Source organism: Capsulimonas corticalis (assembly GCF_003574315.2).
Classification (GTDB): Bacteria; Armatimonadota; Armatimonadia; order Armatimonadales; family Capsulimonadaceae; genus Capsulimonas; species Capsulimonas corticalis.
Genome location: NZ_AP025739.1, coordinates 1,895,553 through 1,918,091 on the forward strand (window position 1 = coordinate 1,895,553; position 22,539 = coordinate 1,918,091).

At 62.5% G+C, this 22,539-nt stretch carries 22 protein-coding genes and 1 riboswitch; of the genes, 9 read left to right on the plus strand and 13 right to left on the minus strand.

Going from position 1 to position 22,539, the window contains the following annotated elements:
- The first annotated feature begins 48 nt into the window (after positions 1 to 48).
- On the plus strand, positions 49 to 1,014 hold the full coding sequence (locus D5261_RS08050) for a S1C family serine protease (protein ID WP_165864354.1): 966 nt from the start codon (positions 49 to 51) through the stop codon (positions 1,012 to 1,014).
- A 5-nt stretch (positions 1,015 to 1,019) separates the two neighbouring features.
- On the opposite strand, the gene D5261_RS08055 is transcribed toward D5261_RS08050, so the two are convergent.
- Complete coding sequence (locus D5261_RS08055; RefSeq protein ID WP_119322611.1) at positions 1,020 to 1,403, minus strand: hypothetical protein; 384 nt, start codon at positions 1,401 to 1,403, stop codon at positions 1,020 to 1,022.
- Positions 1,404 to 1,516: 113 nt separating this feature from the next.
- Positions 1,517 to 1,596, plus strand: a riboswitch (Fluoride riboswitch).
- Between the two features lie 59 nt (positions 1,597 to 1,655).
- Here D5261_RS08055 and crcB point away from each other — a divergent pair.
- Entirely contained in the window at positions 1,656 to 2,051 is a 396-nt protein-coding gene (crcB, locus tag D5261_RS08060; RefSeq protein ID WP_119322610.1) for a fluoride efflux transporter CrcB, read from the plus strand.
- A gap of 122 nt (positions 2,052 to 2,173) precedes the next feature.
- Positions 2,174 to 3,613, plus strand: coding sequence for a sensor histidine kinase (locus D5261_RS08065; RefSeq protein WP_165864353.1), 1,440 nt, complete (start codon positions 2,174 to 2,176; stop codon positions 3,611 to 3,613).
- Positions 3,614 to 3,878: 265 nt separating this feature from the next.
- Here the strand turns inward: D5261_RS08065 and D5261_RS08070 are convergent, their stop codons facing one another.
- The gene (locus D5261_RS08070) at positions 3,879 to 4,697 is read right to left on the minus strand and encodes an HAD-IIA family hydrolase (RefSeq protein WP_119322608.1); all 819 of its coding nucleotides are present in this window, start codon (positions 4,695 to 4,697) and stop codon (positions 3,879 to 3,881) included.
- A gap of 214 nt (positions 4,698 to 4,911) precedes the next feature.
- On the opposite strand from D5261_RS08070, the gene D5261_RS08075 reads away from it, so the two are divergent.
- On the plus strand, positions 4,912 to 5,178 hold the full coding sequence (locus tag D5261_RS08075; RefSeq protein WP_301002452.1) for a hypothetical protein: 267 nt from the start codon (positions 4,912 to 4,914) through the stop codon (positions 5,176 to 5,178).
- A 124-nt stretch (positions 5,179 to 5,302) separates the two neighbouring features.
- Here D5261_RS08075 and D5261_RS08080 read toward each other — a convergent pair whose 3' ends face one another.
- From D5261_RS08080 to serC, 3 genes are all read right to left on the minus strand, one after another.
- Complete coding sequence (locus tag D5261_RS08080) at positions 5,303 to 5,857, minus strand: hypothetical protein (protein ID WP_119322606.1); 555 nt, start codon at positions 5,855 to 5,857, stop codon at positions 5,303 to 5,305.
- Between the two features lie 123 nt (positions 5,858 to 5,980).
- Positions 5,981 to 7,561 carry a phosphoglycerate dehydrogenase gene (serA, locus tag D5261_RS08085; RefSeq protein ID WP_119322605.1) on the minus strand — a complete coding sequence of 527 codons (1,581 nt, stop codon included), beginning with the start codon at positions 7,559 to 7,561 and terminating at the stop codon, positions 5,981 to 5,983.
- Between the two features lie 296 nt (positions 7,562 to 7,857).
- Positions 7,858 to 8,949, minus strand: coding sequence for a 3-phosphoserine/phosphohydroxythreonine transaminase (gene serC / locus D5261_RS08090; RefSeq protein WP_218025651.1), 1,092 nt, complete (start codon positions 8,947 to 8,949; stop codon positions 7,858 to 7,860).
- Positions 8,950 to 9,151: 202 nt separating this feature from the next.
- Here serC and D5261_RS08095 point away from each other — a divergent pair, with 202 nt between their 5' ends.
- Positions 9,152 to 9,733, plus strand: coding sequence for a hypothetical protein (locus tag D5261_RS08095; protein WP_119322604.1), 582 nt, complete (start codon positions 9,152 to 9,154; stop codon positions 9,731 to 9,733).
- Between the two features lie 20 nt (positions 9,734 to 9,753).
- On the opposite strand, the gene D5261_RS08100 is transcribed toward D5261_RS08095, so the two are convergent.
- The gene (locus D5261_RS08100) at positions 9,754 to 10,227 is read right to left on the minus strand and encodes a DUF1854 domain-containing protein (protein ID WP_119322603.1); all 474 of its coding nucleotides are present in this window, start codon (positions 10,225 to 10,227) and stop codon (positions 9,754 to 9,756) included.
- 280 nt (positions 10,228 to 10,507) lie between these two features.
- Positions 10,508 to 12,691 (minus strand): ABC transporter ATP-binding protein, encoded by a 2,184-nt coding sequence (locus D5261_RS08105; RefSeq protein WP_119322602.1) that lies wholly within the window; start codon positions 12,689 to 12,691, stop codon positions 10,508 to 10,510.
- Positions 12,692 to 12,925: 234 nt separating this feature from the next.
- Between D5261_RS08105 and D5261_RS08110 the strand changes: the two genes are divergently transcribed.
- Together D5261_RS08110 and D5261_RS08115 are read left to right on the plus strand one after the other, a co-directional pair.
- Positions 12,926 to 13,288 carry a DUF5335 family protein gene (locus D5261_RS08110; protein ID WP_119322601.1) on the plus strand — a complete coding sequence of 121 codons (363 nt, stop codon included), beginning with the start codon at positions 12,926 to 12,928 and terminating at the stop codon, positions 13,286 to 13,288.
- 65 nt (positions 13,289 to 13,353) lie between these two features.
- Positions 13,354 to 14,679 carry a cytochrome P450 gene (locus D5261_RS08115; RefSeq protein ID WP_119322600.1) on the plus strand — a complete coding sequence of 442 codons (1,326 nt, stop codon included), beginning with the start codon at positions 13,354 to 13,356 and terminating at the stop codon, positions 14,677 to 14,679.
- On the opposite strand, the gene D5261_RS08120 is transcribed toward D5261_RS08115, so the two are convergent.
- From D5261_RS08120 to bioA, 6 genes are all read right to left on the minus strand, one after another.
- Positions 14,654 to 15,703: an ankyrin repeat domain-containing protein gene (locus tag D5261_RS08120; protein WP_119322599.1), complete on the minus strand. Its 1,050-nt coding sequence runs from the start codon at positions 15,701 to 15,703 to the stop codon at positions 14,654 to 14,656. The two genes, D5261_RS08115 and D5261_RS08120, sit on opposite strands and share 26 nt — an antisense overlap.
- A gap of 10 nt (positions 15,704 to 15,713) precedes the next feature.
- Entirely contained in the window at positions 15,714 to 16,487 is a 774-nt protein-coding gene (locus D5261_RS08125) for a hypothetical protein (protein WP_119322598.1), read from the minus strand.
- Positions 16,488 to 16,564: 77 nt separating this feature from the next.
- Positions 16,565 to 17,218 carry an ankyrin repeat domain-containing protein gene (locus tag D5261_RS08130; RefSeq protein ID WP_119322597.1) on the minus strand — a complete coding sequence of 218 codons (654 nt, stop codon included), beginning with the start codon at positions 17,216 to 17,218 and terminating at the stop codon, positions 16,565 to 16,567.
- Between the two features lie 38 nt (positions 17,219 to 17,256).
- On the minus strand, positions 17,257 to 18,012 hold the full coding sequence (bioD, locus tag D5261_RS08135; protein WP_119322596.1) for a dethiobiotin synthase: 756 nt from the start codon (positions 18,010 to 18,012) through the stop codon (positions 17,257 to 17,259).
- A gap of 199 nt (positions 18,013 to 18,211) precedes the next feature.
- Entirely contained in the window at positions 18,212 to 19,372 is a 1,161-nt protein-coding gene (gene bioF, locus D5261_RS08140) for an 8-amino-7-oxononanoate synthase (protein ID WP_218025650.1), read from the minus strand.
- A gap of 19 nt (positions 19,373 to 19,391) precedes the next feature.
- Entirely contained in the window at positions 19,392 to 20,756 is a 1,365-nt protein-coding gene (gene bioA / locus D5261_RS08145) for an adenosylmethionine--8-amino-7-oxononanoate transaminase (RefSeq protein ID WP_435792412.1), read from the minus strand.
- Positions 20,757 to 20,933: 177 nt separating this feature from the next.
- Between bioA and D5261_RS08150 the strand changes: the two genes are divergently transcribed.
- A complete protein-coding gene (locus D5261_RS08150) occupies positions 20,934 to 22,031 on the plus strand; it encodes a DNA cytosine methyltransferase (protein WP_218025649.1) in 1,098 nt (365 codons plus the stop codon).
- A 26-nt stretch (positions 22,032 to 22,057) separates the two neighbouring features.
- Complete coding sequence (locus tag D5261_RS08155; protein ID WP_119322594.1) at positions 22,058 to 22,477, plus strand: very short patch repair endonuclease; 420 nt, start codon at positions 22,058 to 22,060, stop codon at positions 22,475 to 22,477.
- Positions 22,478 to 22,539: the final 62 nt, after the last annotated feature.

Sequence of the window (22,539 nt, forward strand, 5' to 3'; positions counted from 1 at the left end):
TGGTAAAATCTCTCCAGCAAGCAGTCTGGATGAATGGAGATTTCGCGTATGCCGGCGCGTTCCCTCAATCAAATCGCGGTGCTGGCGAGCCTTCTTTCGGCTTGCGTCGCCGGCGCGGCCCACGCCGGAGCGCCGCCGACGCCGCCGGCTGCGGCAAGCGCGCGGACGCCGCTCACCATCCGCGAAGTGGCCGATCTTGCCCTGCCGTCGATCGTCATGATCGTCATCACCGACAAGTTGGGAACGAACACGGCGCTTGGTTCGGGCTTTGTCCTGGCGCCGGGTGTTGTGGCGACGAATATCCATGTGATCGCGGACGCCGCCACCGTCACCGTGCATTTCGCCGACGGCCGATCCGCGACATCGCCCGGCGCCGTGGCTGTTGACCGGGATCACGACCTGATCCTGATCCGTGTCGATACGGGCGCCGTGAGGCCGCTGCGCCTCGCCTCCGAGCAGGACTACCATGTGGGCGACACCGTGGTGGCGCTTGGGAATCCTGAAGGCCTTGGATGGTCCGTCTCCGCAGGTCTCATCAGCGCGCTGCGCGAGGAGAACAACCTGCGTGTGGTGCAGACCACCGCGCCGATCTCGCACGGCTCCTCCGGCGGCCCGCTGCTGGATCTGTACGGCAATGTTGTCGGCGTCAACTCGTTCAACTGGGGCGAGGGGCAAAACTTAAACTTCGCTTATCCTGGAAGTTATCTGGATTCGCTGCTTCAGCATCCCTCGAAGCGACTGTCGCCCTGGCGCGATTTCAAATCGCCGCCCCCGGCTACGCCTCCCGCCTCCGAAACTCCCCCGCCCGCCGCGCCTGCGCCCGCCGTCCCGCCGGCGCAGCCCGATCCGCCCGCGCCCGCCGGCGGTTTGCAGGCGATGGTGTGGGTGAATTTGACGACGCACGTCTACCACCGCCCCGGCTCGCGCTACTACGGCAAGACCAAAAAAGGCCGGTATATGACCGAAGCGGACGCCATCGCGCATGGCTGCCATGCGTCCGGGAACGGGCAGTGAGGCCCTTACCCCGCGGATTGCGCGAGCACGATGCCGCGAATCTCGTACTTCGTCTCTTCGTCCCCGGACGACTCGATCGATTGCAGCACCGAATGGCATTGCCGGATGTCGTCCACATGGAGTTTGCCGACGAAAATATCGCCGCTCGAATCCGGGGCGTCCACCGGGTGCAGGCCGTAGGCGAATCCTTTGGTGGCGTCCGGGAAGTGGATCTTGATGTCGTGCGCGAAGACCTGGCCGACTTTGAGCCGGGGTTCGCCGCGTTCCTCCGCCACCAGCCCCTGGATACGGATGCCCTGCGGACCTTCGCCCGTGGCGGCGGGAAGAATCGTCAGCCCCAGCTCCGCGGCGTCCCGCACGAATGTTTCTTTGTTTCGATAACTAGCCATAACGTGTTTTGAAATCCTTCGTCCAGATTATCTCCGCTAACACCCATGCGTGTCAATCCATTCGTGGGTTGGCGGCCGAGTTGGCGGCGGTCTGTGGTATGATATGGTCAGAATGAAGTTTCGGCGATGGACCCCGCCGGGGACGCGATGCGTCCCGAACCGTCATATTTTGACTGATGGCTCCTGCACCGCTGGCGATTCGCCACGGCTGCGGGGGCCATTTTCGTTTGAGAACCGAGGAGCAAAAGTCTGATGACACCGTGGCAATTGTGTTTGATCGGGGCCGGCGGCGCGGCCGGGGCGCTGGCGCGCTACTGGCTGGGGACGTGGGTGATGGGCAAGCTGCCGGGAGCGATGTTTCCCTGGGGGACATTTGTGATCAATGTCACCGGGTCCTTTATACTTGGACTAGTGATGACCTTGCTCACGGAGCGCGTGCTGACCAGTCCCAACTGGCGCCCGCTGATCACGATCGGGTTTGTCGGCGCGTACACCACGTTCAGCACGTTCGAGTATGAAACAGCGCGCCTCTCCTCTTCGTGGCAGGCGATGGTGAATCTCTTGGGAAGCGTCGCCGCCGGGTACGCCGCCGTCTGGGCCGGCATCAAGCTCGCCGTGTGGCTGGCGGGCATTGCGCCGCGTGGGTAGGGGTTCCATCGATGGCCCCGCGCTAACGTTCCCCAGGCAAATCGCCATAATTAAGGGATAAACGCGGGTGCGCGTCGGCGTTTTTGTCATTCCCAATGCTGTCAGACGCGAAGGAAGCCGATATGGACGGAAAAACTTCAGTGGCGGGCGCTGTCGCAGGGCGTAAGCCCGATCGAATGGGTGCGCGCCGCCGTCATTTTGTCGGCTGGCTGGCCTCCACGGGCCTGGCGCTGGTGCTGCTGATTTTGACGGGATTCGTGTTTTGGGCGTCGGTCACGACGCGGAGCCTCACCAGGCAGGCGCACACGGCGGCGCAGCTCAATGACGCTTATCAGGAGGCGCGCTATGCGGTCGGGGCCGAAGAGTCCCTGGAGCGCAAGTATCGCCTGGAGCCGGGCGCGGAAGTATCACGAGACCATCGCCGAGCCGCGCGGAATCTCATTTCCGCGCTGGAGAAAGCTCAGAAAGTCGGCGGTCTGCACGAGCGTATCGTCGTTCCCCAACTGCTGAAAGAACACGACGCGTACTTGACGACGACGGTCGAGATGTTCGCCGCCGTGGACGCCGGCCAGACCCAGCGTGTCCGATATATCGACAGTCATATTACCGATCCTGTTTTTGGCGAATTTGAAAGCGCCGTCGAAATGGAAGCGGAGACGAACCACGCCAAAGCCTTAACCGCCATGACCCAGCTGGACCGGATGCAGCGCTGGGTCGCGGCCCAGATGACGGCGCTCTTTACCGTGGGGCTGCTGCTGCTGGGGGCGTTTATGCTCCTGCTGCGCGCCCTGACCGCATCGTCGCTGCGTCAAACCAAGGCGTCGCTGAGCGAAGCCGAGCGGCAACTGGTGCATTCCTCGAAGCTTGCGTCGCTGGGCACGCTTTCGGCGGGAGTCGCGCACGAACTGAACCAGCCGATCGCCATTATCCGGGGCGTCGCCCAGCAGCTTCAGGACGAGCCGGGGCTGTCTCAGGACGTTCAGGATGACCTGACGCTGATCGAGGGACAGACGAGCCGGATGGTGAAGATCATCAACCATCTGCGCAGCTTTTCCCGATGCGGCGGGCAGACCTTCGAGGAGGTCGCCGTCAACAATGTCGTCCGGGATTGTCTGCTGCTGGTCGGCGCGCAGCTCCGCACTCAGAATATCGAGCTGGACCTGGACTTGAACGATGTCCCGGACGTGTTCGCGGACGCCAATGAATTGGAGCAGGTCGTTCTCAATTTGATCACCAACGCCCGCGACGCGATGGATGGACGCCCCGGCGCGCGGATCTTCGTACGCACTCTGGTCCGGCAGGATCGCGTGATCATGGAGTTCCGGGACAACGGTCCCGGAATCCCAGAAGCCGTCGCCGAGCGGATCTTCGATCCCTTCTTTACGACAAAGGAAGTGGGGAAGGGGACCGGACTGGGCCTGTCCATCAGCCATGGGATCATCGAAAAGCACCAGGGGATGCTGACCGTCCACAATGACGGCGGCGCGGTGTTTACGATCGACCTCCCGGTGGTTTCTCACTTTGACCTGGAGATAAGCGCGCAGATGCCCAAAGCGGCGTAGGCCCGATGGTGTCGGCTGTAGTTTCCGCCGTGGACCGGCCCCGCTCAGGCGCTGTTACCGCTGAAATTAAGTGTTTGCCTCAGGAAAACGAGAATAATTGCAATCCACAATGCTGAAGTTTTATTAACTTACAGACATTATGAACAGATCGCAACAAGACATAAAAAAGCGCCCCGCGTGAGGCGGGGCGCTTGGACGGAGACAGGTATTAATTGCGTCGTGGAACATATTGACGCTGTGTCACGTAAACAAATTGTGAACTGCTCTATTCCAGACCGCGAAGATCGCCGATAATGACGTCAGGACGCCAGTTTTCAGGAGCGCTGTTCGCGGCGGCTTCGCTGGTGACGCCGGTTAGAACGAGAACGGTGCGCGCTCCGGCCCGCTTTCCGACCGCAATGTCGGTATCGAGCCGGTCGCCGATCATGACGCTTTCGGCGGCGTTCACGCCGGCCGTTTGCAGGATCGCTTCGTAGGCGTGCGTTTCGGGTTTGCCGATCGTGATGGGCTCAATGCCCGTCGCGGTCGCGACGGAGGCGACGATGGAGCCTCCGCCGGGGATTTCGCCATGTTCCAAGGGGAATGTGGCGTCCCGATTGGTGGCGATAAACTGAGCGTGGCCCTGCTTGATCGCGGCGTGGGCAAAGCGCAGTTTGTCATAGGTGAATTGACGATCGATGCCGACGACGACGTAGTCGATGGTGTTTGGATCGACTGAGTCCGCGACGGTAACCGTTTGCAATCCGCCGACCTCGGAGAGTTCGGCCGCGAGGCCGGCCTCGCCGATCACGAACGCGGTTTTGCCTTCGGCGCCATGCCCTTTAAGATATAACGCTGTGGCGTAGGCGGATGTGAATATTTCTGATTCCGGGGCGTCCAGCCCATTGACGGCCTTAAGCTTCTCGCAGTACGAGGCGCGTGTCCGTCCGGAGTTGTTGGTCAGAAAGTAGACGTTTTTGCCCGCCGCCCGCAGGCGCTCGACGGCCTCCGTGGCGTAGGGGATTTGGGTGTCGCCGAGGTACATAACCCCGTCGAGATCGAACACATAAGTCGTGGTGGAAATCATATCGCGAAAGTGTAGCATACCGGTCGCCGGAAAGTCAAACGGGGAATCGGTGAGTGCGGCAAGAGCTTCCGGGGCCTTAGAGTTTGGCGCCACGGGGGGCAGGGTATAACTTGAATACCTACGAAGACGAAAATACCGAAGCGCCGGTCAATGCGGATCGGGTGTCTGGGAATAGATGCGCGAGCCGCCGAGTCTGTTAGGACAAGGACCGGCGAAGCAGGAAGGGAAACTTATGAAGTCGACGTCAGAATTGGATACCAAGCAGCGCATATATGCTCTGCAACACATAGAGAACGGGGAGTTTATTTGCTTGCTTCAGGAGGGCGTCGATTACCTGGCGTGTTTCTCCGACGGCGATACCGCGCTGGAGTTTCGCACCGCGCTTGGTCTTCAGGAGCACGTTGACCTGATCGCCATGACAATCGCGACCAGCCCATTCACGCACTTCTGGATGGACGGTGAAAGTATCGCGCTGGAGCATGAACTGGCGCAGCAGTAGAACTATCAAAAACGCAATTGTACTTTTGATCGCGCCGAATGCTGAGTGAGAATCGATGAACGAGGGTAAGCGCCCGGCTCCGGATGGAGCCGGGCTTTCTTGTGCGTGGGGTTAGGATCGCCTCTTAGAACCGCAGTCCCACATTCACCGCCGCGCCGTTGGCGTGGTCGACGAATTGGTATTTGGCGTTGACGTAAAGCGGGCCGGTGATCGAGTAGCCGAGTTCGACGTATCCGCCCAGGCGGGTGGCGCTGGAGATACTGCTCTGGTTGATGAAGTAGGCGCCGGCGCCGGCGCCGTAGAAGAAGCTGCCCGGGGCATAGGGCGACGAGCCGCCGGTTCCCGCGACGACGCCGGCGGTCAGCGGGATGACGGTTGAGTGGCCGCCGGATTTGGCGCCGGTCTCCACGCCCAGATCGAGGACGGTGCGCACCGGGACGCCGATTGGGTCGGGAACGGGCAGAGTATAACGGAAGTTCACCGACAGCTGTGTCGCGCCGCCCTTGTCTTTGGCTTCGCCGCTGCTGGGAATGAACACGCCGGCGGAGATGCTGCTCGGGTTGCCGACAATCGGCAGCGCCGGGCCAGGCGCGGCGGCGGCGGGCAGGGCGCAGCCAAGTGCGGCGGCGGCGCAGGCGACAATGGGCAGGTGGCGGGAACGCAGATCGGTATACTTCATGGGCGGATTCTTCCTTTGATGGTCTTGAAATAAAAAAACACCCCACGGATAACCGTAGGGTGTTCGTGGCTATGGTGTTGTTACCCGCAAACGCGAGATTACAACCGTGTTACAATTTCCGAGCTACAGCTGGACTTGGCGCGCGTTTTCCATGCCGTCGATCTTGAGGATCTCCTCGACGCCGCCATCCGGGATCGCGCTGTCGATCAGCAGGACCATCAGCGCGCCCTTGCCCTCGCTCTCGCGGCCGACATGCATGCCGGCGATGTTGACGCCCTTGTCGCCGAGCAGCGTGCCGACTTTGCCGATGACGCCCGGGCGGTCGGTGTGCTTGGTGACCAGCAGGAAGCCTTCCGGCTTGACATCCACGCGGTAGCCGTCGATCGTCAGGATACGGATATCCTTCGGGCCGAAGACTGTGCCGCTGATCTCGCGCCAGCCGCTCTGGGTCTCGGCGCGGACGGTGAGGACGGGCGAGCCGCTCTCATCGGCGCCGGTGCGGCTTTCCGTGATGTTGATGCCGCGCGACGCCGCCAGGCCCGGCGCGTTGACGTAGTTGACGCTCTCCGGAACCACGGTGTCCAGCACGCCTTTGACGGCGCCCCGGGTGATGTGCAGGGTGGGCAGGTCGCCGAAGTCGCCCTTGTAAACGACTTCGATGGCGCGTACGCCGCTCGTGGTGAGCTGCGATTGCAGGCTGCCGATCTTCTCCGCCAGGGTCAGATACGGCTGGATGCGGGCCAGGACTTCGGCGGACACCGACGGCATATTGACCGCCGCGCGCGCCGGCTTGCCGCTAAGGACATCGGCAATCTGCTCGGCGATGTCGATCGCAACATTTACCTGCGCCTCTTCGGTGCTGGCTCCCAGGTGCGGGGTGGTGATGATGGTCGGGATGCCGAGCAGCGGGTTATCCGCCGGGGCCGGCTCGGTGGTGAAGACGTCGATGGCCGCGCCGCCGATTTTGCCGTCCTTCGCCGCCTGCGCCAGCGCCGCTTCGTCGATGATGCCGCCGCGCGCGCAGTTGATCAGGCGCACGGTGGGTTTCATGGTCGCGAGCTGCTCCGCGCCGATCATGCCCGACGTTTCCTTGGTCTTGGGAACGTGGACCGTGATGTAATCCGACTCTTTATAAAGCGTCGGCAGATCGACCAGGCGGATGCCCAGCTTCTCGGCCTGCTCCGGCTTCAGGTAAGGATCGTAGCCCAGGATCGACATGCCGAACGCCTGCGCACGCTTGACGACTTCCTTGCCGATCTTGCCCAGTCCGATGACGCCCAAGGACTTGCCGTAGACTTCGGAGCCCATGTACTTGGAGCGCTTCCACTCGCCGTTGCGCAGCGCCTGATCGGCCTGCGGAATGTTGCGGGCCAGCGCCAGGAGCATCGCCACCGACAGCTCGGCGGCCGCGAGGGTGTTGCCTTCGGGGCTGTTGACGACGAGAATGCCGCGCTTGGTGGCGGTCTCCACATCGATATTGTCCACGCCGACCCCGGCGCGTCCAATGATCTTGAGCTTATGCGCGTTCGCCAGAACCTCGGCGGTTACCTTGGTCTCGGAGCGCACGGCCAGCGCATCGTATTCTCCAATGATCGAAGCCAGCTCTTCCTTGGGCAGGCCCGTCTTCACGTCTACATCCGCGACCTGCTTCAGGATCGCGATCCCTTCCGGAGCGATCGGGTCGCTCACCAAAACTCTCGGCATATCGTTGGTTGTCCTTTTCTATCGTTGAAAAATGGCGAGCCCTATTCCCCCGCGCTTTAGCGCGTTTCCCCTTTTTCCCAACAAGCTGCTGCGCAGGGGAAAAGGGGAGCCAATCATTTACGGCCATTCACACTCGACAAGTAGCGAATGAGAGGGGATATCGTTCACGAGCACTCTCATCTCGTTCTCTTTTGTTACTTGTCGAGCGAGCAAGGATGATAGTGATGAGCGCCCCTTTTCCCTTTGGGTAAAAGGGGAAAGCGCGCTAAAGCGCCGGGGGAATAGGGCCTATCCCCTTAACCCTTACGCTGCGCGAAATCCCGCAGCAGGTCGGCGAGCGTTTGGACGCCGGCGACCGGGAACGCGTTGTAAATGGAGGCGCGGAAGCCGCCGACGCTGCGGTGGCCTTTCAGACCGTCGAGCTTCGCGGCTTTGGCTTCGGCCAGGAACTCGGCTTCGAGGTCGGCGTTGCGCAGGCGCCAGGTGACGTTCATCAGCGAGCGGTCTTCCTTGGCGGTGACGGCCGGCTCGTAGAAGCTGCTCAGTTCGTCGAGCGCGTTGTAAAGGATCGCGGCCTTTTCTTTATTGCGCTTCTCGATGACGGCCTGTCCGCCCTCGGCCTCAATCCACTTCAGCACCAGGCCGACGACGTAGATCGCGAAGGTCGGCGGGGTGTTGTAAAGGGAGTTGGCGTCGCGGTGCGTCTTGTAGGCCCAGATCGCGGGGATATCGGTGCGGGCGGTGTCTAAGAAGGACTTACGGGCGGCGACAATGGTGACGCCCGCCGGGCCCGCGTTCTTCTGCGCGCCGGCGTAGATCATGGCGAACTTGCTGTTGTCGCGCTGAATGGCGGTGAAGTCCGAGGAGCAATCCGCGACCAGCGGGACATCGCCGACATTGGGCAGATCGAAGTATTCGGTGCCCTCGATCGTGTTGTTCGTGGTGATGTGGACGTAGCGCGCGTCGGGCGATACCGTGAACTGCTTGGGAATATACGCGTACTTGTCCGCCTTCGACGACGCGATTTCGCGCACGTCGCCCAGGTTCTTTCCTTCCTTGAGCGCCTTCGCGCCCCAGTCGCCGCCGATGATGTACTCGGCGTGCTGGCCCGCGCTCAGGAAGTTGAGGGGGAGCTGAGCGAACTGGCCGCTTGCGCCGCCCTGCAAAAAGAGCGGAACATAGTCGTCCGCGCTCAGGCCAAGGACGCGCAGCAGGCGCTGCTCCGCGTCGGCGTGAATGGCCTCATAGTCCTTGCCCCGGTGACTGACTTCCAGCAGGGACATTCCCGATCCATTAATTTCGCGCACGCCTTGCGCGGCTTCTTCCAGCACAGCCTCGGGCAGGATAGCGGGCCCGGCGCTGAAGTTGTATATCCGGTGGCTCATCATCGATATCTCCTCGAAAATTGTCCGCGGTCTGTTCCACGCATCAAAAATACGTCAAATGACTCCCGCAAATCGCATAAAGTGTACCTGTTTTTCGCCCAAACAGGTACCGGCAATTGAACGTTTGCCGCTAATGCGACCGGGGTACAGAAGAATATCAGCAAGATTCGAAGATGGAAATCAATATCAAGAAGAGGAACCAGCGATGAATGCAATACAAGAACCGACGGCTCACGTAACGACAGGACAGGTCGCCGCCGCCTTTGTGGATCGCGCCCATGCGGAGGAGGCGATCCTGGCGCTGGAGGCCGCGAGCTTCCCGCGCGAAGCGATCGGAGCCGCCATTCGCAACCATAACGAAGAGAAGCTGTTGATCGAGCATACGGGCGCGCATGGGACGGGCGAAGAGCGCACGAGCATCGTCGAAGGCGGCCTGATCGGCGGATTCGTCGGCGCGATCATCGGCTTCGGGATCCTCAGCGTCCCCGGCGTCGGTCCCGTCATCGCGGGTGGCGTCCTCGCCTCCGCGCTGGCGGGCGCCGGGATCGGCGCCGCCTCGGGCGGCATCCACGCCGCGCTGACCCACCTGGGCCTATCCGTGGAGCAGGCCGACGAGCTGGAGACCCATTTCCGGGCCGGCGCCGCGCTGGTGATCGTCAACGCGGGAGCTCGCGCCGACGAAGCGATGCGAATCTTTGATAAGTTTGGCGGAGTGACTCACGCCTCGCCCGTGGAGGAAGCGCTGACGGAGGAAGAGGCCGAGGAGATTGAAGAAAAGGCCTGGTGACCCAGGCCCTTTCGGAAAGTCTACAAGATCGTCTCGATGTAATTCTGCGACGCCGCGTCGAGCTTCTCGACATTCGGGATCTCGAAGCGGCTTCCATCGACATCCAGCAGCAGGAGATGCGTCGGCGATAGCCACACCGCATTCTCCTGCAAGTTCTGCGTCACGAAGTCCTTCGTTCCCCGGTCCGTCTCCACCGTCCAATACGTCGCGCCGAACTCCTGCTTCGCGTGCTTGACCGTAATCACGGTCGCCGTCAGATACCGCCGCCGCAGCTCCTCCTTCGCCGCCGTCAGCGACTCCGGGGACAGCGTATTCGGATCCGAAACCGTCACGATCTCATCACCCTTGCCGTCAAGCAGCGCGAGATAAGTATTCGGCCGCGAAAGCGGCGCCGCCCAGGCGGGACGGACGGTATGGTACGATTTCTCGCCTTCGATCGTGAGGCGAAGGCGGTCCTTGGGTTCATAGAAGAGTTTTAGGGTTTCTGGGTTCATGGTTTGTTTCTCTGATGGGGGCGTGTCGGCCCTATTCCCCCGGCGCTTTATCGCGCTTCCCCCTTTTGCCCAGAGGTAAAAGGGGCGCTCATCATTGTGATCCTTGCTCGCTCGACAAGTATGTTTGATGAATGCTTTGCTTTCGTAAGCATGATCCTCACGTTCATGTGACGAGTGAATGGCTATAATGAGTGGCTCCCCTTTTCCCCTGCGCAGCAGCTTGTTGGGAAAGAGGGGGAAGCGCGATAAAGCGCCGGGGGAATAGGGACTAAGCCCTGTCCTACTCCGCCAGCCCAATAATCTGCGTGACTTGGCTTTGTGTCTCCACCAATTTGAAGAACTCGCCTTTCTTTTCCATCAGCTCGGCGTGCGTGCCGATTTCGGCGATCTCGCCTTTGTCCAGCACGATCAGCCGGTCCGCGTTGCGCAGGGTCGAAAGACGGTGCGCGATGGCGAAGGTGGTGCGGCCGGCGGTGAGGCGGCCGATGGCTTCCTGGATCTGCTTTTCGGTTTCGACATCGACACTGCTCGTCGCTTCGTCCAGGATCAAGATGCGCGGGTCGTGCAGGATCGCGCGGGCGATGGAGATGCGCTGGCGTTCGCCGCCGGAGAGCTTGGCGCCGCGCTCGCCGACCATCGTGTCGTAGCCGTCGGGCTTCGCCAGGATGAAGTTGTGCGCGTTCGCCGCCTTCGCCGCCTTGATGATGTCGTCGAAGTCCGCGCCGGGCTTGCCGTAGGCGATATTCTCCGCGATCGTGCCGTTGAAGAGGAACGGTTCTTGCAGGACAAGGCCGATCTGGCGGCGCAGGTCTTGCAGGTCCATCTCCCGGTAATCGATCCCGTCGATCATCAGCGTTCCGGCGTCGGGCTCGTAGAAGCGGCAGATCAAGTTGATGGTTGTCGATTTGCCCGCGCCGGACTTGCCGACCAGGCCGATCATCTCGCCCGGCTTCGCCGTGAACGAAAGGTTCTTCAGGACTGGATTGGACTTGTCATAGCCGAACCGGATGTTGCTGAACTCGACCGTGCCCTCGATGTCATGCTTCGTCGAGTTGTCCTTGGCGTAGTTCTCCTTCTCCATGTCCATGATCTCGAAGATGCGCTCGGCTCCGGCCATCGCGCGGCTGAACCAGTTGTTCACCTGCGCGAACCATTGCAGCGGACCGTAGACCAGGTTGAGATAAGCCGTGACCTTAATGAAGTCGCCCAGCGTGATTTCGTGCCGATAGACCATCGGGCCGCCGACGGACCAGCAGATCAATGTGCCGATACTCGTGAAGAGGCTCATGGCGCCGAAGATCGTGGACCAGCGCGAATCCGCGGCCACGGCTGCGTCCCGCAGTTCTTTGTTGCGTGACGCAAACCGGTCGAACTCCAGGTCTTCCTGCGCGAACGCCTTCATAACGCGGATGCCCGACAGCGATTCGTTCAGCAGCGTGTGGAAGCGCGCCCACTTCTGACCGACGCGCGTGAACATCGTGGACATCGGCCGCCAGAAGATGATGCTGATCAGCATCACCATCGGAATCGGCGCGATGATCGCCAGGGTCAGTTTGAGGCTGATTTGCAGCAGAAACCCGATGACGCCGAGGAGCATCAGCGAATTGATAACCAGGAACGGAAGGCCATCGACAAGGAAGCCCCAGACACGGTCCGTATCTTGAGTCACGCGGCTTGCGATGGAGCCGACCTGTTTCTTATCGAAATAGCTGACCTGAAGGTATTCAATTGAGCGATAGAGCTTTGAGCGCAGGTCCGCCGCGATGTTGGCGGCGAGAAAGGCGATCAGCCTGCCGTTCACGACCTGCACCAGCGAACCGAAGACAATAACTGCGCCCCAGATCCACATCAATTGAAATAAGTGAGCGAGGGTGTGATGCGCGTTAACAATGCCGTTGACCAGGTTGCCGACGATCTGCGGCGGAATCAAGTTCGCCAGCGTCGTTAGGATGGAGCAGGTTGTCAGCGCCGCCGCCTGCAATCGATACGGCTTGAGGAAGCCGGCGATGCGCAGCAGCGTGCGTCCGCGATTGACGCAGGCGGGGCAAACTCCGTCCTTTTCGGGCAGCAGTCGTCCGCACTTCGGGCAGTTGGTCTGTTCCGTCTTGAGACTGATCAGCAGCGGCTCGCCCTTGGCGAGCTGCTCGATGCCGCGCGCGGCTTCGCTGAACTGGGCCGCCACCGACTGCGAATAGCTGATGATCGGCAGGATCTCGCCCGTCTTCGCGGTGATCTCCAGCCGGCCGCCGCCGACCAGCGGCTCGTTGCGCGCCGTCTTGATTTCAGAGATCGGCATCTGGAACGCGAGCGTTCCATCATGGTCGAGCACTCGAACCTGGTCCTTGGTGACCTCCAGACTGCGCCGGCCAAACGACCCGGCGCTGTCGATGTCGGCCTCCAGCCGGACCAGCGGCTCTTCGTCGCGCCGTTCTTCCGATTCGTGCGTCGCTTCCAGTATCGCCATGCGTCCCTCCTTCTCAATGATCGGCGCGGACCGAGCCGCCGCCTTGTCAGTCTTGCGTTCTTACATTATCGCCGCGACATTCGCGAAAAACAAAAAGTTTTTTGCGGATGTCGAATTTTTCTTTGGAATATTCTCATGACAAGAGAATACTTTTCGGTGTTATTCCATGAGCGGTGGGTACATTCACCCATCGATATGGAGCGCGCACCCATTCGCGCTCAGAAGAAGGACCCTATGCCGACACGAGAAATCCCATTTACGGAATGGAAGTCATATCTGGAAACGTTCAGCAAGCGCCACCAGGGCGCCGTCGCGAAGGTCTTGGTCGCCGACCCTTCGGGCGAGCACACCGTCGTCAAATCCCTGCCCTTCGTGGGCATCTCTCTGGAGACCAAAGGCAGCGGCGATCATGAAATCGCCCTGGAGCTGGGCGACGACGCCACGGACCACGAGACCCACTTCATCGCGCAGCCGAAGAAGCTCTATCACAAGGACGCCACCACGGATCTGAGCGAGGAGATCAACAAGGACGAGATCCTCGAAGTCACATCCGCCACGGACCCGCCGATCACCGTGATCCATCTGCGGCATTCGTAAGACGAATATCGTTTAAATCACGCAGACACACTTGCGGCATATTGGTCCGGCGCCGCCGGGCCGATATGCTACAATACGCCATGACCTCCGTCCTGGCGCCGCCCGCGCCCAAATCGCTGGCTGAGTTTCGGTCCGATCCCATCGCCTTCCTGCGTCGCCTGTCGCGTGAAGGCGGCGATATGGCTCATTTTCTCATGGCGCGCCGCCGCTTTGTCCTCGTCAGCCATCCCGACGCCATTCGGGAAGTGCTGGTCACGCGCCAATCCTCCTTTGTCAAAGGCCCCGGGCTGCTGCGCGCCGAGCCGCTGCTCGGCGGCGGTCTGCTCACCAGCGACGGCGCCGACCACCGCCGCCAGCGCCGGCAATTGCAGCCGACGTTTTCCCCTGCGAATTTAGACAAGTATCTCGCCGTGATGGGCGAACTCGCCGGCGCGATGCGTGACGAGTGGGGCGACGGCGAGACGCGCGACGCGCACCGGGAGATGAGCCGACTGACGCTGGAGATTGCGGTGCGGACGCTGTTTGGCGAGGGGGGCGTCGCCGGATGTCCACACTTCGCGGGGGACAATATTGGCGATGCGATCACCGACGCCATCTTCACTCGTTTTGGAAAACTCACGAACGAGCAGGCGCCGCCTGAGAAGTCAGCAGACAGGCAGAGCCCGAGCGCGGTGCTCGAATCCGCCGTCGATCGTCTCCTCCAGCGCCACGCCGCCGAGGACGACACCCTGCTTGCCCTCCTGTTCCAAGACACCGGCCGGACGCCGGAAGTTCAAGACGCCGAGCGGCGCGACCAGGCGATGACGTTTCTCATCGCCGGTCATGAATCCGTCTCGGTGGCGCTGTCGTGGGCCTGGTTTTTGCTGTCACGGCATCCCGAAGCTGAGGAACGTTTCCACCGAGAGATCGATGGATGGGATGGGGAAGATCTGCCGGCGCTCGCCGTTACGCGCGCCGTCATCGCCGAGACGATGCGGCTTTACCCGCCGGCGTGGATGATGAGCCGGGAGGCGCGGGAGCCGGTGACGATCGGCGGCGAGATGGTGGAGGCGGGGACGATCGCCGTGGTCGCTCCGTGCGTGACGCATCACGACGCGCGGTTCTTTCCGGCGCCGGAGGCGTTTTGTCCGGAACGGTGGCTGGCGGCCCAGACTTGGCCGCGCTTCGCATACTTCCCATTTGGGGCGGGCGCGCGCAAGTGTATCGGCGATGAGTTTGCCTGGCGCGAAATGACGCTGCTGATGGCGACGCTGGGGCGGGAGTGGCGCCTGCGGCCGGAGCCGGGCGCGCCGACGCCCGACCCGCAGCCGATCGTGACCCTCCGGCCGCGCGGCGGCATGCCGATGCGTCTGACGCGCCGGCGATTTAATTGGACGCCGACTTCTTCTTAGGCGTGGTTTTCCCGCCGTGCTTTTTGAGCAGCGCGATCATCTTGGTCCGATGGAAGAAGACCGCTTCGTCCAGAGGCGTCTGCCCCATATGGTTGGGCGCGTTGACTTTGGCGCCGTGGGCGATGAGAAACGCCGCCGTCGGGACGTCTTCCCAAAAGACCGTGTTATACAGCGCGCTTTCCCCCATAAAGTCCTGAGCGTCGACGAGTTTTGGGTCTTTGTGCAGCAGGGCTTTGATCGCGGGAATATCGTGCGATTTGGCGGCTTCGATCATCTTGTCGGCCAGAGGATTGGCCGGCGGATCCGATGGTTTCCCCGGAGACATGCTCTTCGACATCGCGTTCAGAATGACGGCGGGGTCGCCCAGATCCAGCCGCCACTGCCCGTCTTCCTGCATGGCGGAGATGCTGACGACGCCCGGCAGCTTCAGCGTATTCCCTTTTTTCGGCGTGATCTTCACTTCCGTGGGGCTGACGACGGAGAACGTATACTTCGTGAAGTCCGTGGGAATGGCCTGGCTGAATTGGAAGCCGTCATCCTTACCCCCGTCCTTGCTCATCTTATCCAAGCGTGTTTCAAACTCCGTCAGCTTCGTGACGAACTCGCGCTCATGCCCCTTGAGCGTCTCGGGCAGGCCGGTGATCGGCTTGTCGGGCTTGGGATCGCCGAGATAGCGCGTGAGGAAATCGTTGAAGTCCTTTTGCAGGGTCGGATCCGAGGAGGGCTTGTCGGGAGTCGCTCCCATCTGCGAGAAGCCGATGCCAAACGCGATGGGAATGGTGAAGATAATCCCAAACACGCCGACCGAGCGGTCGGTCATGTGGTCGACGACTTCCGCCATCGACTTCGAGTGCGCGAAACTCAGCAGCGCGCTCTGAGCCCCCGCAAGGGCTGTCGCCGACTGGTCCGCCGTCATGGCGGGCGCGGCTGTCTGCGCCCAAACACCCTGGGGCGCGGTCAAAAGGGACGAACAGAGAACGACGCAGGCGGCTTTGGCGGCGAATCGCGCTCGTGTGAGGTGCATGGGTTTTCCTCTAATCGTTTTTGTGGGCGTTCTTCATTGCTTTGGCGAGAGCGGCGAAGATCTTATCGGAATCTCCAAGATCGATGCGCCACACGCCGTCTTCCTGGACGGCTTCAAACGTGTCCACCCCGGGAAGCTGAAGGGCTTTCGGGTCCTGCGGAGTGATCTTCACGCGTGTCGGCCCGATCGTATTGAACTTGAAGAAGTCCAATCTGCTCGGCAGCGGCTCCTGCAGTTGAAACGAGGTTTCAGTATCGGGGGCGCCGGGCGATTTCCCGTTGAGACGGTCGGCGAATGGGGAGAGCCCCAGCAGAAACTCATGTCCATGGCCTTGGACCTTCGGCGGAATTGCGGTCAGATTATTGACTGTGGAGGCGTCCATTCCGTAGCGCCGTAAGTAAGCGTCGAAGTCTTTTTTGAGCGCGGGAATGATGACCGGATTGGGGGCCTGGTCGGGAGCCATCTCGATAATAAAGCTCATCGGGAGGACGGTGATTACGCCGATCAGGGCCGCGGACCGGTCCGTCAGCGTATTCTTCAGCGCGGGCAGGCTGGTCGCCTTGGCGAAGGCCAGGACGGCGTGCTGAGCGCCGGCGATCTTGGGGTCCGAGGAAAACATAGGCGGGGCGGGGGCGGGCGTCGTTGCCGGAGCCGCTGTCGCTGCGGGGGCGGGCGTCGCGGCCGGCGCGTCGCCGGCCGCGCAGACACGCTGCGGGCTGGTGAGAAGGGCTCCGGCGAGCAGCGCCGCGCATCCGATCGCGCCGGCGAAACGTGTGGGAGTCATGAGTGAACCCTTTCGCTTGTAAGAATTAATTCACTGTACCCGGTAACCCCCCATGCTTACCATCTTAATATTTCGCGTCAGCCCTTGCCGCTGCGACCGCCGTGGCTGACCAGCACCGCCAGCACATCGTCCTTGCCCAGCGCGCGCGCTTTGTCCAGGGGCGTGGCGCCGGTGTTGTCCTTGGCGTTGACATTCGCGCCCAGGCGCAGCAGGAGCGATGTCATGGCCGGCTTGCCCTGAGTCACGGTCAAAAAGATCGGGGTCTGCCCAATGGCGTCGCGCGCGTTGAGCGCCGCCCGGTTTTTGTGGGCGATGGCGCGGATCTTCGCCACATCGTTTTGACCGATCGCGTAGTCCAGCGCGCCGGCGCTGGGCGCGAGTTTTCCGTGAGCGCGCGCGTGCGCTTTCGCGATCGCCGACTGTGGGTTGGTCTCCTGGGCGACTTTGTTCTTGATCAAGCCGCCGAATGTTAAGCCCAGCGCGAGCGCGGCGACGATCGCCACGACGGAAAGCGCCAGGATAACCGTGCCGACGATGCCGCAGATCCGGCCGATCATCGTGTTCTGCCGCTGCTGGAAATCGCCGTTTCCTCGGTCGATCGTTTGGATTCCGTTGTTCCCCATGATCCAGGCGACGGGGCCGAGGATGGGCAGGCCGACAATGCTCAGAATCCCGAGGATCAAAATCATCGTCCCCTTGACGGGAGTAGGGCTATAAGACGTAGGCTGCATCGTTCATTCTCCCTGACGGATCGCTTCCATTCAGTTTATCACGGATTTTCGGGATTTGAATGGCCGCTTGCAGCAAGTGAAAATCGATCCAGAACGCGCTGCGCCGTTCCGCTCGCAATCATCCACTCCACCGTTTCGCCCGGATCGCCGCGCTCCACATCGATATTCGAATCGAAGGGCATGCATCCCAGCACCGGCAGACCGGTCAATTGTTCGATCGCGGCGGGGCTGGTCCGCTCGGCCAGGCCCGGCTCCGCCGGCATGCCGGCGATCACGATCCCCAGCACGGTCAGACCGACCGCCTGCGCGTAGTGCGCCGTCAGCGCCGTATGGTTGATTGTCCCCAGCGCCGGCCGTGCGACAATCAGCAGCGGCAGATCCATCGCGCGCGCCAGATCCGCCATTCCGTAATCCTTCTGAATTGGAACCGTGATTCCTCCTGCGCCTTCAATCAAAACGCCTGCATGCCGCGTTCGCAATTTTCGATAGCTCGCCAAAACTCGATCCAGATCGACCGCCGTCCCCGCAAGCTCCGCCGCCACCGACGGCGCCAGCGGCGCCTCCAGCCGCACCGGGCAGATCAAATCCATCGGGTCGCCCGTGCTGCTGACCGCCGCCAGGTACTCCGCGTCGCCCGGCTCCCAACCCTCGGAGGTCCGCGCCACCCCCGTCTGGATCGGTTTCATCACGCCGATATCGCGCCCCAGATCCCGCAAGGCGCGCGCGAGCGCCGCCGTCACGATGGTTTTGCCGACGCCGGTGTCGGTCCCGGTGATGAAAATGCTGGGGGTCATGGGGTGCGCCCCGATTTATATTGGCGAAGCGGTGCGCAGGCCCTCACCCGGCGCTCCGCGCCACCTTCTCCCAAAATTGGGAGAAGGTTATGAGTAAGATATTGGATCAAAGATCCAAAAGAACTCAAAACAAAATTCCCTCTGACCCCCCCTCTCCCAATTTTGGGAGAGGGGGCCGGGGGGTGAGGGCCTTTCCAAATCATCCCATCGCCTCCGCGATCGCGTCTGCCGCGCGTTCGAGATCTTCGACGGTGTGTGTCGCCATGACGCTGACGCGTAGGCGGGCGGCGCCTTCGGGGACGGTGGGCGGACGGATGGCGGGCGCCCAGACGCCGGCGTTTTCCAGGGATTCCGAGACGGCCAGGGCGCGCTGGGAGGAGCCGATGAGGACGGGGATGATCGGGGTGACGCTGTCGGCGGTGACGACGCCGCGCTGGGAAAGCAGAGCGCGCAGGTGGCCGGAGTTGAGGCTGAGCTGTTCGCGGCGCTCCGGCTCGGCGCGCAGCAGCCGCAGGGCGGCGCGGGCGGCGGCGACCGGGGCGGGGCTCGGGGCGGTGGTGAAGATAAAGGAGCGCGCGCTGTTGCGCAGATAGTCGATCAGCACCCGGCTTCCGGCGATATAGCCGCCTTCGGACCCGAGCGCCTTGCTGAGCGTTCCCATCTGGATCGTGTTGCCGGGCTGCATCCCGAAGTACTCCAGCGATCCGCCGCCGGAGCCGCCCAGCACGCCCGCGCCATGCGCGTCGTCGACATAAAGCCAGGCGCCGTGCTCGGCGGCGATGGTTTGCAGCTCGGGCAGGGGCGCAAGGTCGCCATCCATGCTGAAGACGCCGTCGGTGACGATCAGGCAGCGGCGAAATCGGTCGCGGTCGTGCAGCAGCTCGCGGACATGATCGGCGTCGTTGTGGTCGTAGATGCGAAATTCCGCGCGGCTCAGTCGAACGCCATCGATGAGGCTGGCGTGGTTGAGCTTATCGCTCAGGATCAGGTCGCCGGGGCCGGCGAGCGCGGGGATCGTCCCGACATTTGCGGCGTACCCGCTGCCGAACAGCAGCGCCGCCTCGGTGTGCTTGAAGTCGGCGAGGTCCCTCTCCAGCGCCTCGTGCAGATCGAGGTTGCCGCTGGTCAGGCGCGATCCGGAGGCGCCGGTCCCCCAGGTTTCCGTCGCCTCCCGGGCGGCTTCGCGGACAAGGGGATGCGTCGCCAGGCCGAGATAGTTATTGGAGCCGAGCACCAGAACCCGGCGGCTGTCCACGACGGCCCACGGCCCGGGCGGGCTTTCGGTCCGCCGCAGGCGGCGGTGCAAGTGCGCGCCCTTCAGCCGGTCCAGGTCGGCGGATAGTTCGGTGTTCAGGTTCAAGGTGTGTCTTACTTTACGTTCAGGCGTCCTGGGTTTCCCAGGCAATCGCTTCCCGGAGAATCCCCAGCATCTCGGTCAGCTCCCCAGGCGAGCTCGCCAGCGGCGGGACAAAGGTGATCACATGCCCGAGCGGCCGGGTGATCAAGCCCATCGCCAGGGCGCGGCGGCAGATACGAACGCCAATGGCGTCCTCGAACGGGTACAGTTCGTGACGAGATTTATCGCGGACGATCTCGATCCCCGCCATCAGCCCGCACTGCCGAATCCCGCCGACATGCGGCAGGGATTCGATCTCGGAAAGGATCTGGCGGATAAGCGTTATCTTCGGCGCGAGCCCATCGATTACCTGCTCCTGCTCGAAGATATCCAGACTGGCGAGGGCGGCGGCGCAGGCCAGCGGGTTGCCCGTGTAGGAATGGCCGTGCGTGAAGCTTTTCCACTCCTTGTAGTCGCCGAGAAACGCGTCGTAGATCTTGTCCGTCGCCAGCGTCGCCGCCAGCGGCAGGTAGCCGCCGGTCAGCCCTTTGCCCAGGCACAGAAAATCGGGCGAAACGCCTGCCAAATCGCAGGCGAACATCGCGCCGGTGCGTCCAAAGCCCGTCGCCACTTCGTCGGCGATCAGCAGCACGTCATACCGATCGCACAGTTCTCGGACGGCTTTGAGATATCCTGCCGGCGCCGTCAGAATCCCGCCCGCCATCTGTACGAGCGGCTCCAGAATCACGGCGCAGACCTCATCATTATGCGCCGCCAGCGCCGCTTCCATTTGCTGGACGGCCGCCTCCAAACTCGCGGCGCGCGCGGGTGAGGGAACGAAATCGACCTCGAACAGCAAGTCGCGAAAGATCCCATGGAAGAGGCCGACGCCGCCGACGCTCACCGCGCCGATGGTGTCCCCATGGTAGCCTTCCGAGAGAGCGATAAACCGCCGGCGATCCTGCCCCTGATGCCGCCAGTACTGGAACGCCATCTTCAGCGCGACCTCATTGGCGGTGGACCCATTGTCCGAGTAAAACACGCGCGTCAGCCCCGGCGGCGCCAGCGCCGCCAGCCGCGCCGCCAGCCGCGCGCCCGGCTCATGGGTCAAGCCCAGCATCGTCGAATGCGCGACCTTGCCGATCTGCGCGATCACGGCGGCGTCGATCTCCGGCCGCCGGTGTCCGTGGACATTGAGCCACATCGACGAGTTGGCGTCATAATACTCGCGCCCCTCCATGTCGCGCAATTTGACGCCCTGGCCGCTTTCAATGAAGATGGGGCTGGACACTTCCCAATCGCGCATTTGGGTGAAGGGGTGCCAGAGGTGAGCTTTTTCAAGCTGGGTGAGTTCGGTGTTGGTCATCGTGCTTTTGTGTTTGATTGTGATTCGTCTGTGAACGGTGATGTACGCCGAAGAGGCGCGGTTTCAACCGCCGGCCTCTCTTGTTCGCGTTACGCTATTAATTTCGCAAAATGCATTGATCGCCGGCCTCTTCGGCGCGGATTGCGCCATGAATTTCGCAATCCGTATTTGGTAAGTGGGTAATCCACTCCACAACACCCATCAGGTATCCTAACAGCAGTGCAAACCATTTCCCCATCTTCCACAAAACCCGCCGCGCTCGACTTCTTCGCCGGCGGCGGCCTCGCGTCCGAAGGGCTGAAATCTCAGTTCGATGTCGTTTGGGCCAATGACTTTGCGCCCAAAAAGGCGCTGGTCTATCAGGCGAACCATCCCGGGCATCTGCATGTCGGGCCGATCCAGGAGGTTCGCGGCGGCGATCTGCCGGCGGCGGCGCTCGCGTGGGCGAGTTTTCCGTGCCAGGATCTCTCGCTCGCCGGGCGGATGCTTGGCATGCACTCCGGGACGCGCAGCGGGCTGGTGTGGGAGTGGCTGCGTATCCTGGGCGAGCTGCGGGAGCGTCCGCCGGTGGTGGTCGCGGAAAACGTCTCCGGGCTGCTGTCCTCCGAGGGCGGCGCGCATTTTCGAATGCTGCACGCGGCTTTGAGCGATCTGGGATATCGGGTCGGCGCGCTGGCGCTGGACGCCGCGCGCTGGCTGCCGCAGTCCCGCCCGCGCGTTTTTGTCGTCGGCGCCCGCCGCGACTTGGACACCAAGGCTTTGGAAGCCCTGGACGCATCCTGGGCCCACTCCGAGGCGGTGCGGCGCGTGTCGGACACGGACGGCTGGGTCTGGTGGGACTTGCCCGAACCGCCCCAGCGCACGGTGCGCCTGTCCAGCCTCATCGATCGTGACGCGCCGGTCCACGCCGATGCCCGGGCGGCCCATGCGTTGAGCCTGCTTTCGGACCGCCACCGGCGAAAGCTGTCGGCGCTGGCGAATGGCGATATTGTACCCGGCTACCGCCGTGTCCGCGATGGCCGGCAGGTATTGGAGCTGCGCTTTGACGGCGTGGCGGGATGCCTGCGCACGCCGAGCGGCGGCAGCAGCCGGCAGGTGATCGTGATCCGCCGGGGCGATGAGTTTCAGACGCGTCTGCTCACCGTGCGTGAGGCCGCGCGCCTGATGGGCGCGCCGGAGACCTATCAGATTCCGGGATCGTACAATGATGGGTATAAGGCCATGGGCGACGCCGTCGCGGTTCCGGTCGTGGAGCATCTCGCGCGGCATCTGCTCGCGTCGCTCGCACGGATCGCGAACGTGGTGACCCCGAGGTAAACAACGCCGCGCCTTTGAGGTAAACCATGACGGACACGATCTCTCCCGAAGAGCGCAGCGCGGTGATGCGGCAGGTCAAGTCCAAGAACACCAAGCCTGAGATGCAGATCCGCTCGCGGCTGCACCGGCGCGGCTATCGCTTTCGCCTGCACCGCCGCGACCTGCCCGGCGTCCCCGACCTCGTCTTTCCCAGTCGCAAAACCGTCGTCTTCATCCACGGCTGCTTCTGGCACGGCCACCCCTGCAAGCGCGGCCAGCGCCCGCCGGCGACCAACGCCGAGTACTGGCGCGCCAAGATCGCCCGCAACGAAGCGCGCGACACGGTCAACCTGCAAAAGCTCGCGGAGCTGGGGTGGAAGGCGATTGTGATCTGGGAGTGCGAGATGAAGCTGATCGACGCCGCAATCGACCGGCTGGCGGCGGAGCTGGATGGGAATAAAGCCTAACCCCGTCAATCTCCCATGAGGCGCCAGCGGTTAATGCATTTGGTCGATTTAGTAACGCAATC

Excerpts from the sequence above, each read along its gene's own strand:
- serC (WP_218025651.1), bottom strand. The coding sequence starts at position 8,949 with ATGATGAGCCACCGGATATACAACTTCAGCGCCGGGCCCGCTATCCTG.
- D5261_RS08095 (WP_119322604.1), top strand. The coding sequence starts at position 9,152 with ATGAATGCAATACAAGAACCGACGGCTCACGTAACGACAGGACAGGTC.
- D5261_RS08050 (WP_165864354.1), top strand. The coding sequence starts at position 49 with ATGCCGGCGCGTTCCCTCAATCAAATCGCGGTGCTGGCGAGCCTTCTT.
- D5261_RS08110 (WP_119322601.1), top strand. The coding sequence starts at position 12,926 with ATGCCGACACGAGAAATCCCATTTACGGAATGGAAGTCATATCTGGAA.
- D5261_RS08070 (WP_119322608.1), bottom strand. The coding sequence starts at position 4,697 with ATGCTACACTTTCGCGATATGATTTCCACCACGACTTATGTGTTCGAT.
- D5261_RS08155 (WP_119322594.1), top strand. The coding sequence starts at position 22,058 with ATGACGGACACGATCTCTCCCGAAGAGCGCAGCGCGGTGATGCGGCAG.
- D5261_RS08080 (WP_119322606.1), bottom strand. The coding sequence starts at position 5,857 with ATGAAGTATACCGATCTGCGTTCCCGCCACCTGCCCATTGTCGCCTGC.
- D5261_RS08115 (WP_119322600.1), top strand. The coding sequence starts at position 13,354 with ATGCTACAATACGCCATGACCTCCGTCCTGGCGCCGCCCGCGCCCAAA.
- serA (WP_119322605.1), bottom strand. The coding sequence starts at position 7,561 with ATGCCGAGAGTTTTGGTGAGCGACCCGATCGCTCCGGAAGGGATCGCG.
- D5261_RS08055 (WP_119322611.1), bottom strand. The coding sequence starts at position 1,403 with ATGGCTAGTTATCGAAACAAAGAAACATTCGTGCGGGACGCCGCGGAG.
- D5261_RS08125 (WP_119322598.1), bottom strand. The coding sequence starts at position 16,487 with ATGACTCCCACACGTTTCGCCGGCGCGATCGGATGCGCGGCGCTGCTC.
- D5261_RS08120 (WP_119322599.1), bottom strand. The coding sequence starts at position 15,703 with ATGCACCTCACACGAGCGCGATTCGCCGCCAAAGCCGCCTGCGTCGTT.
- D5261_RS08105 (WP_119322602.1), bottom strand. The coding sequence starts at position 12,691 with ATGGCGATACTGGAAGCGACGCACGAATCGGAAGAACGGCGCGACGAA.
- D5261_RS08130 (WP_119322597.1), bottom strand. The coding sequence starts at position 17,218 with ATGCAGCCTACGTCTTATAGCCCTACTCCCGTCAAGGGGACGATGATT.
- crcB (WP_119322610.1), top strand. The coding sequence starts at position 1,656 with ATGACACCGTGGCAATTGTGTTTGATCGGGGCCGGCGGCGCGGCCGGG.
- D5261_RS08100 (WP_119322603.1), bottom strand. The coding sequence starts at position 10,227 with ATGAACCCAGAAACCCTAAAACTCTTCTATGAACCCAAGGACCGCCTT.
- bioD (WP_119322596.1), bottom strand. The coding sequence starts at position 18,012 with ATGACCCCCAGCATTTTCATCACCGGGACCGACACCGGCGTCGGCAAA.
- D5261_RS08075 (WP_301002452.1), top strand. The coding sequence starts at position 4,912 with ATGAAGTCGACGTCAGAATTGGATACCAAGCAGCGCATATATGCTCTG.
- D5261_RS08065 (WP_165864353.1), top strand. The coding sequence starts at position 2,174 with ATGGACGGAAAAACTTCAGTGGCGGGCGCTGTCGCAGGGCGTAAGCCC.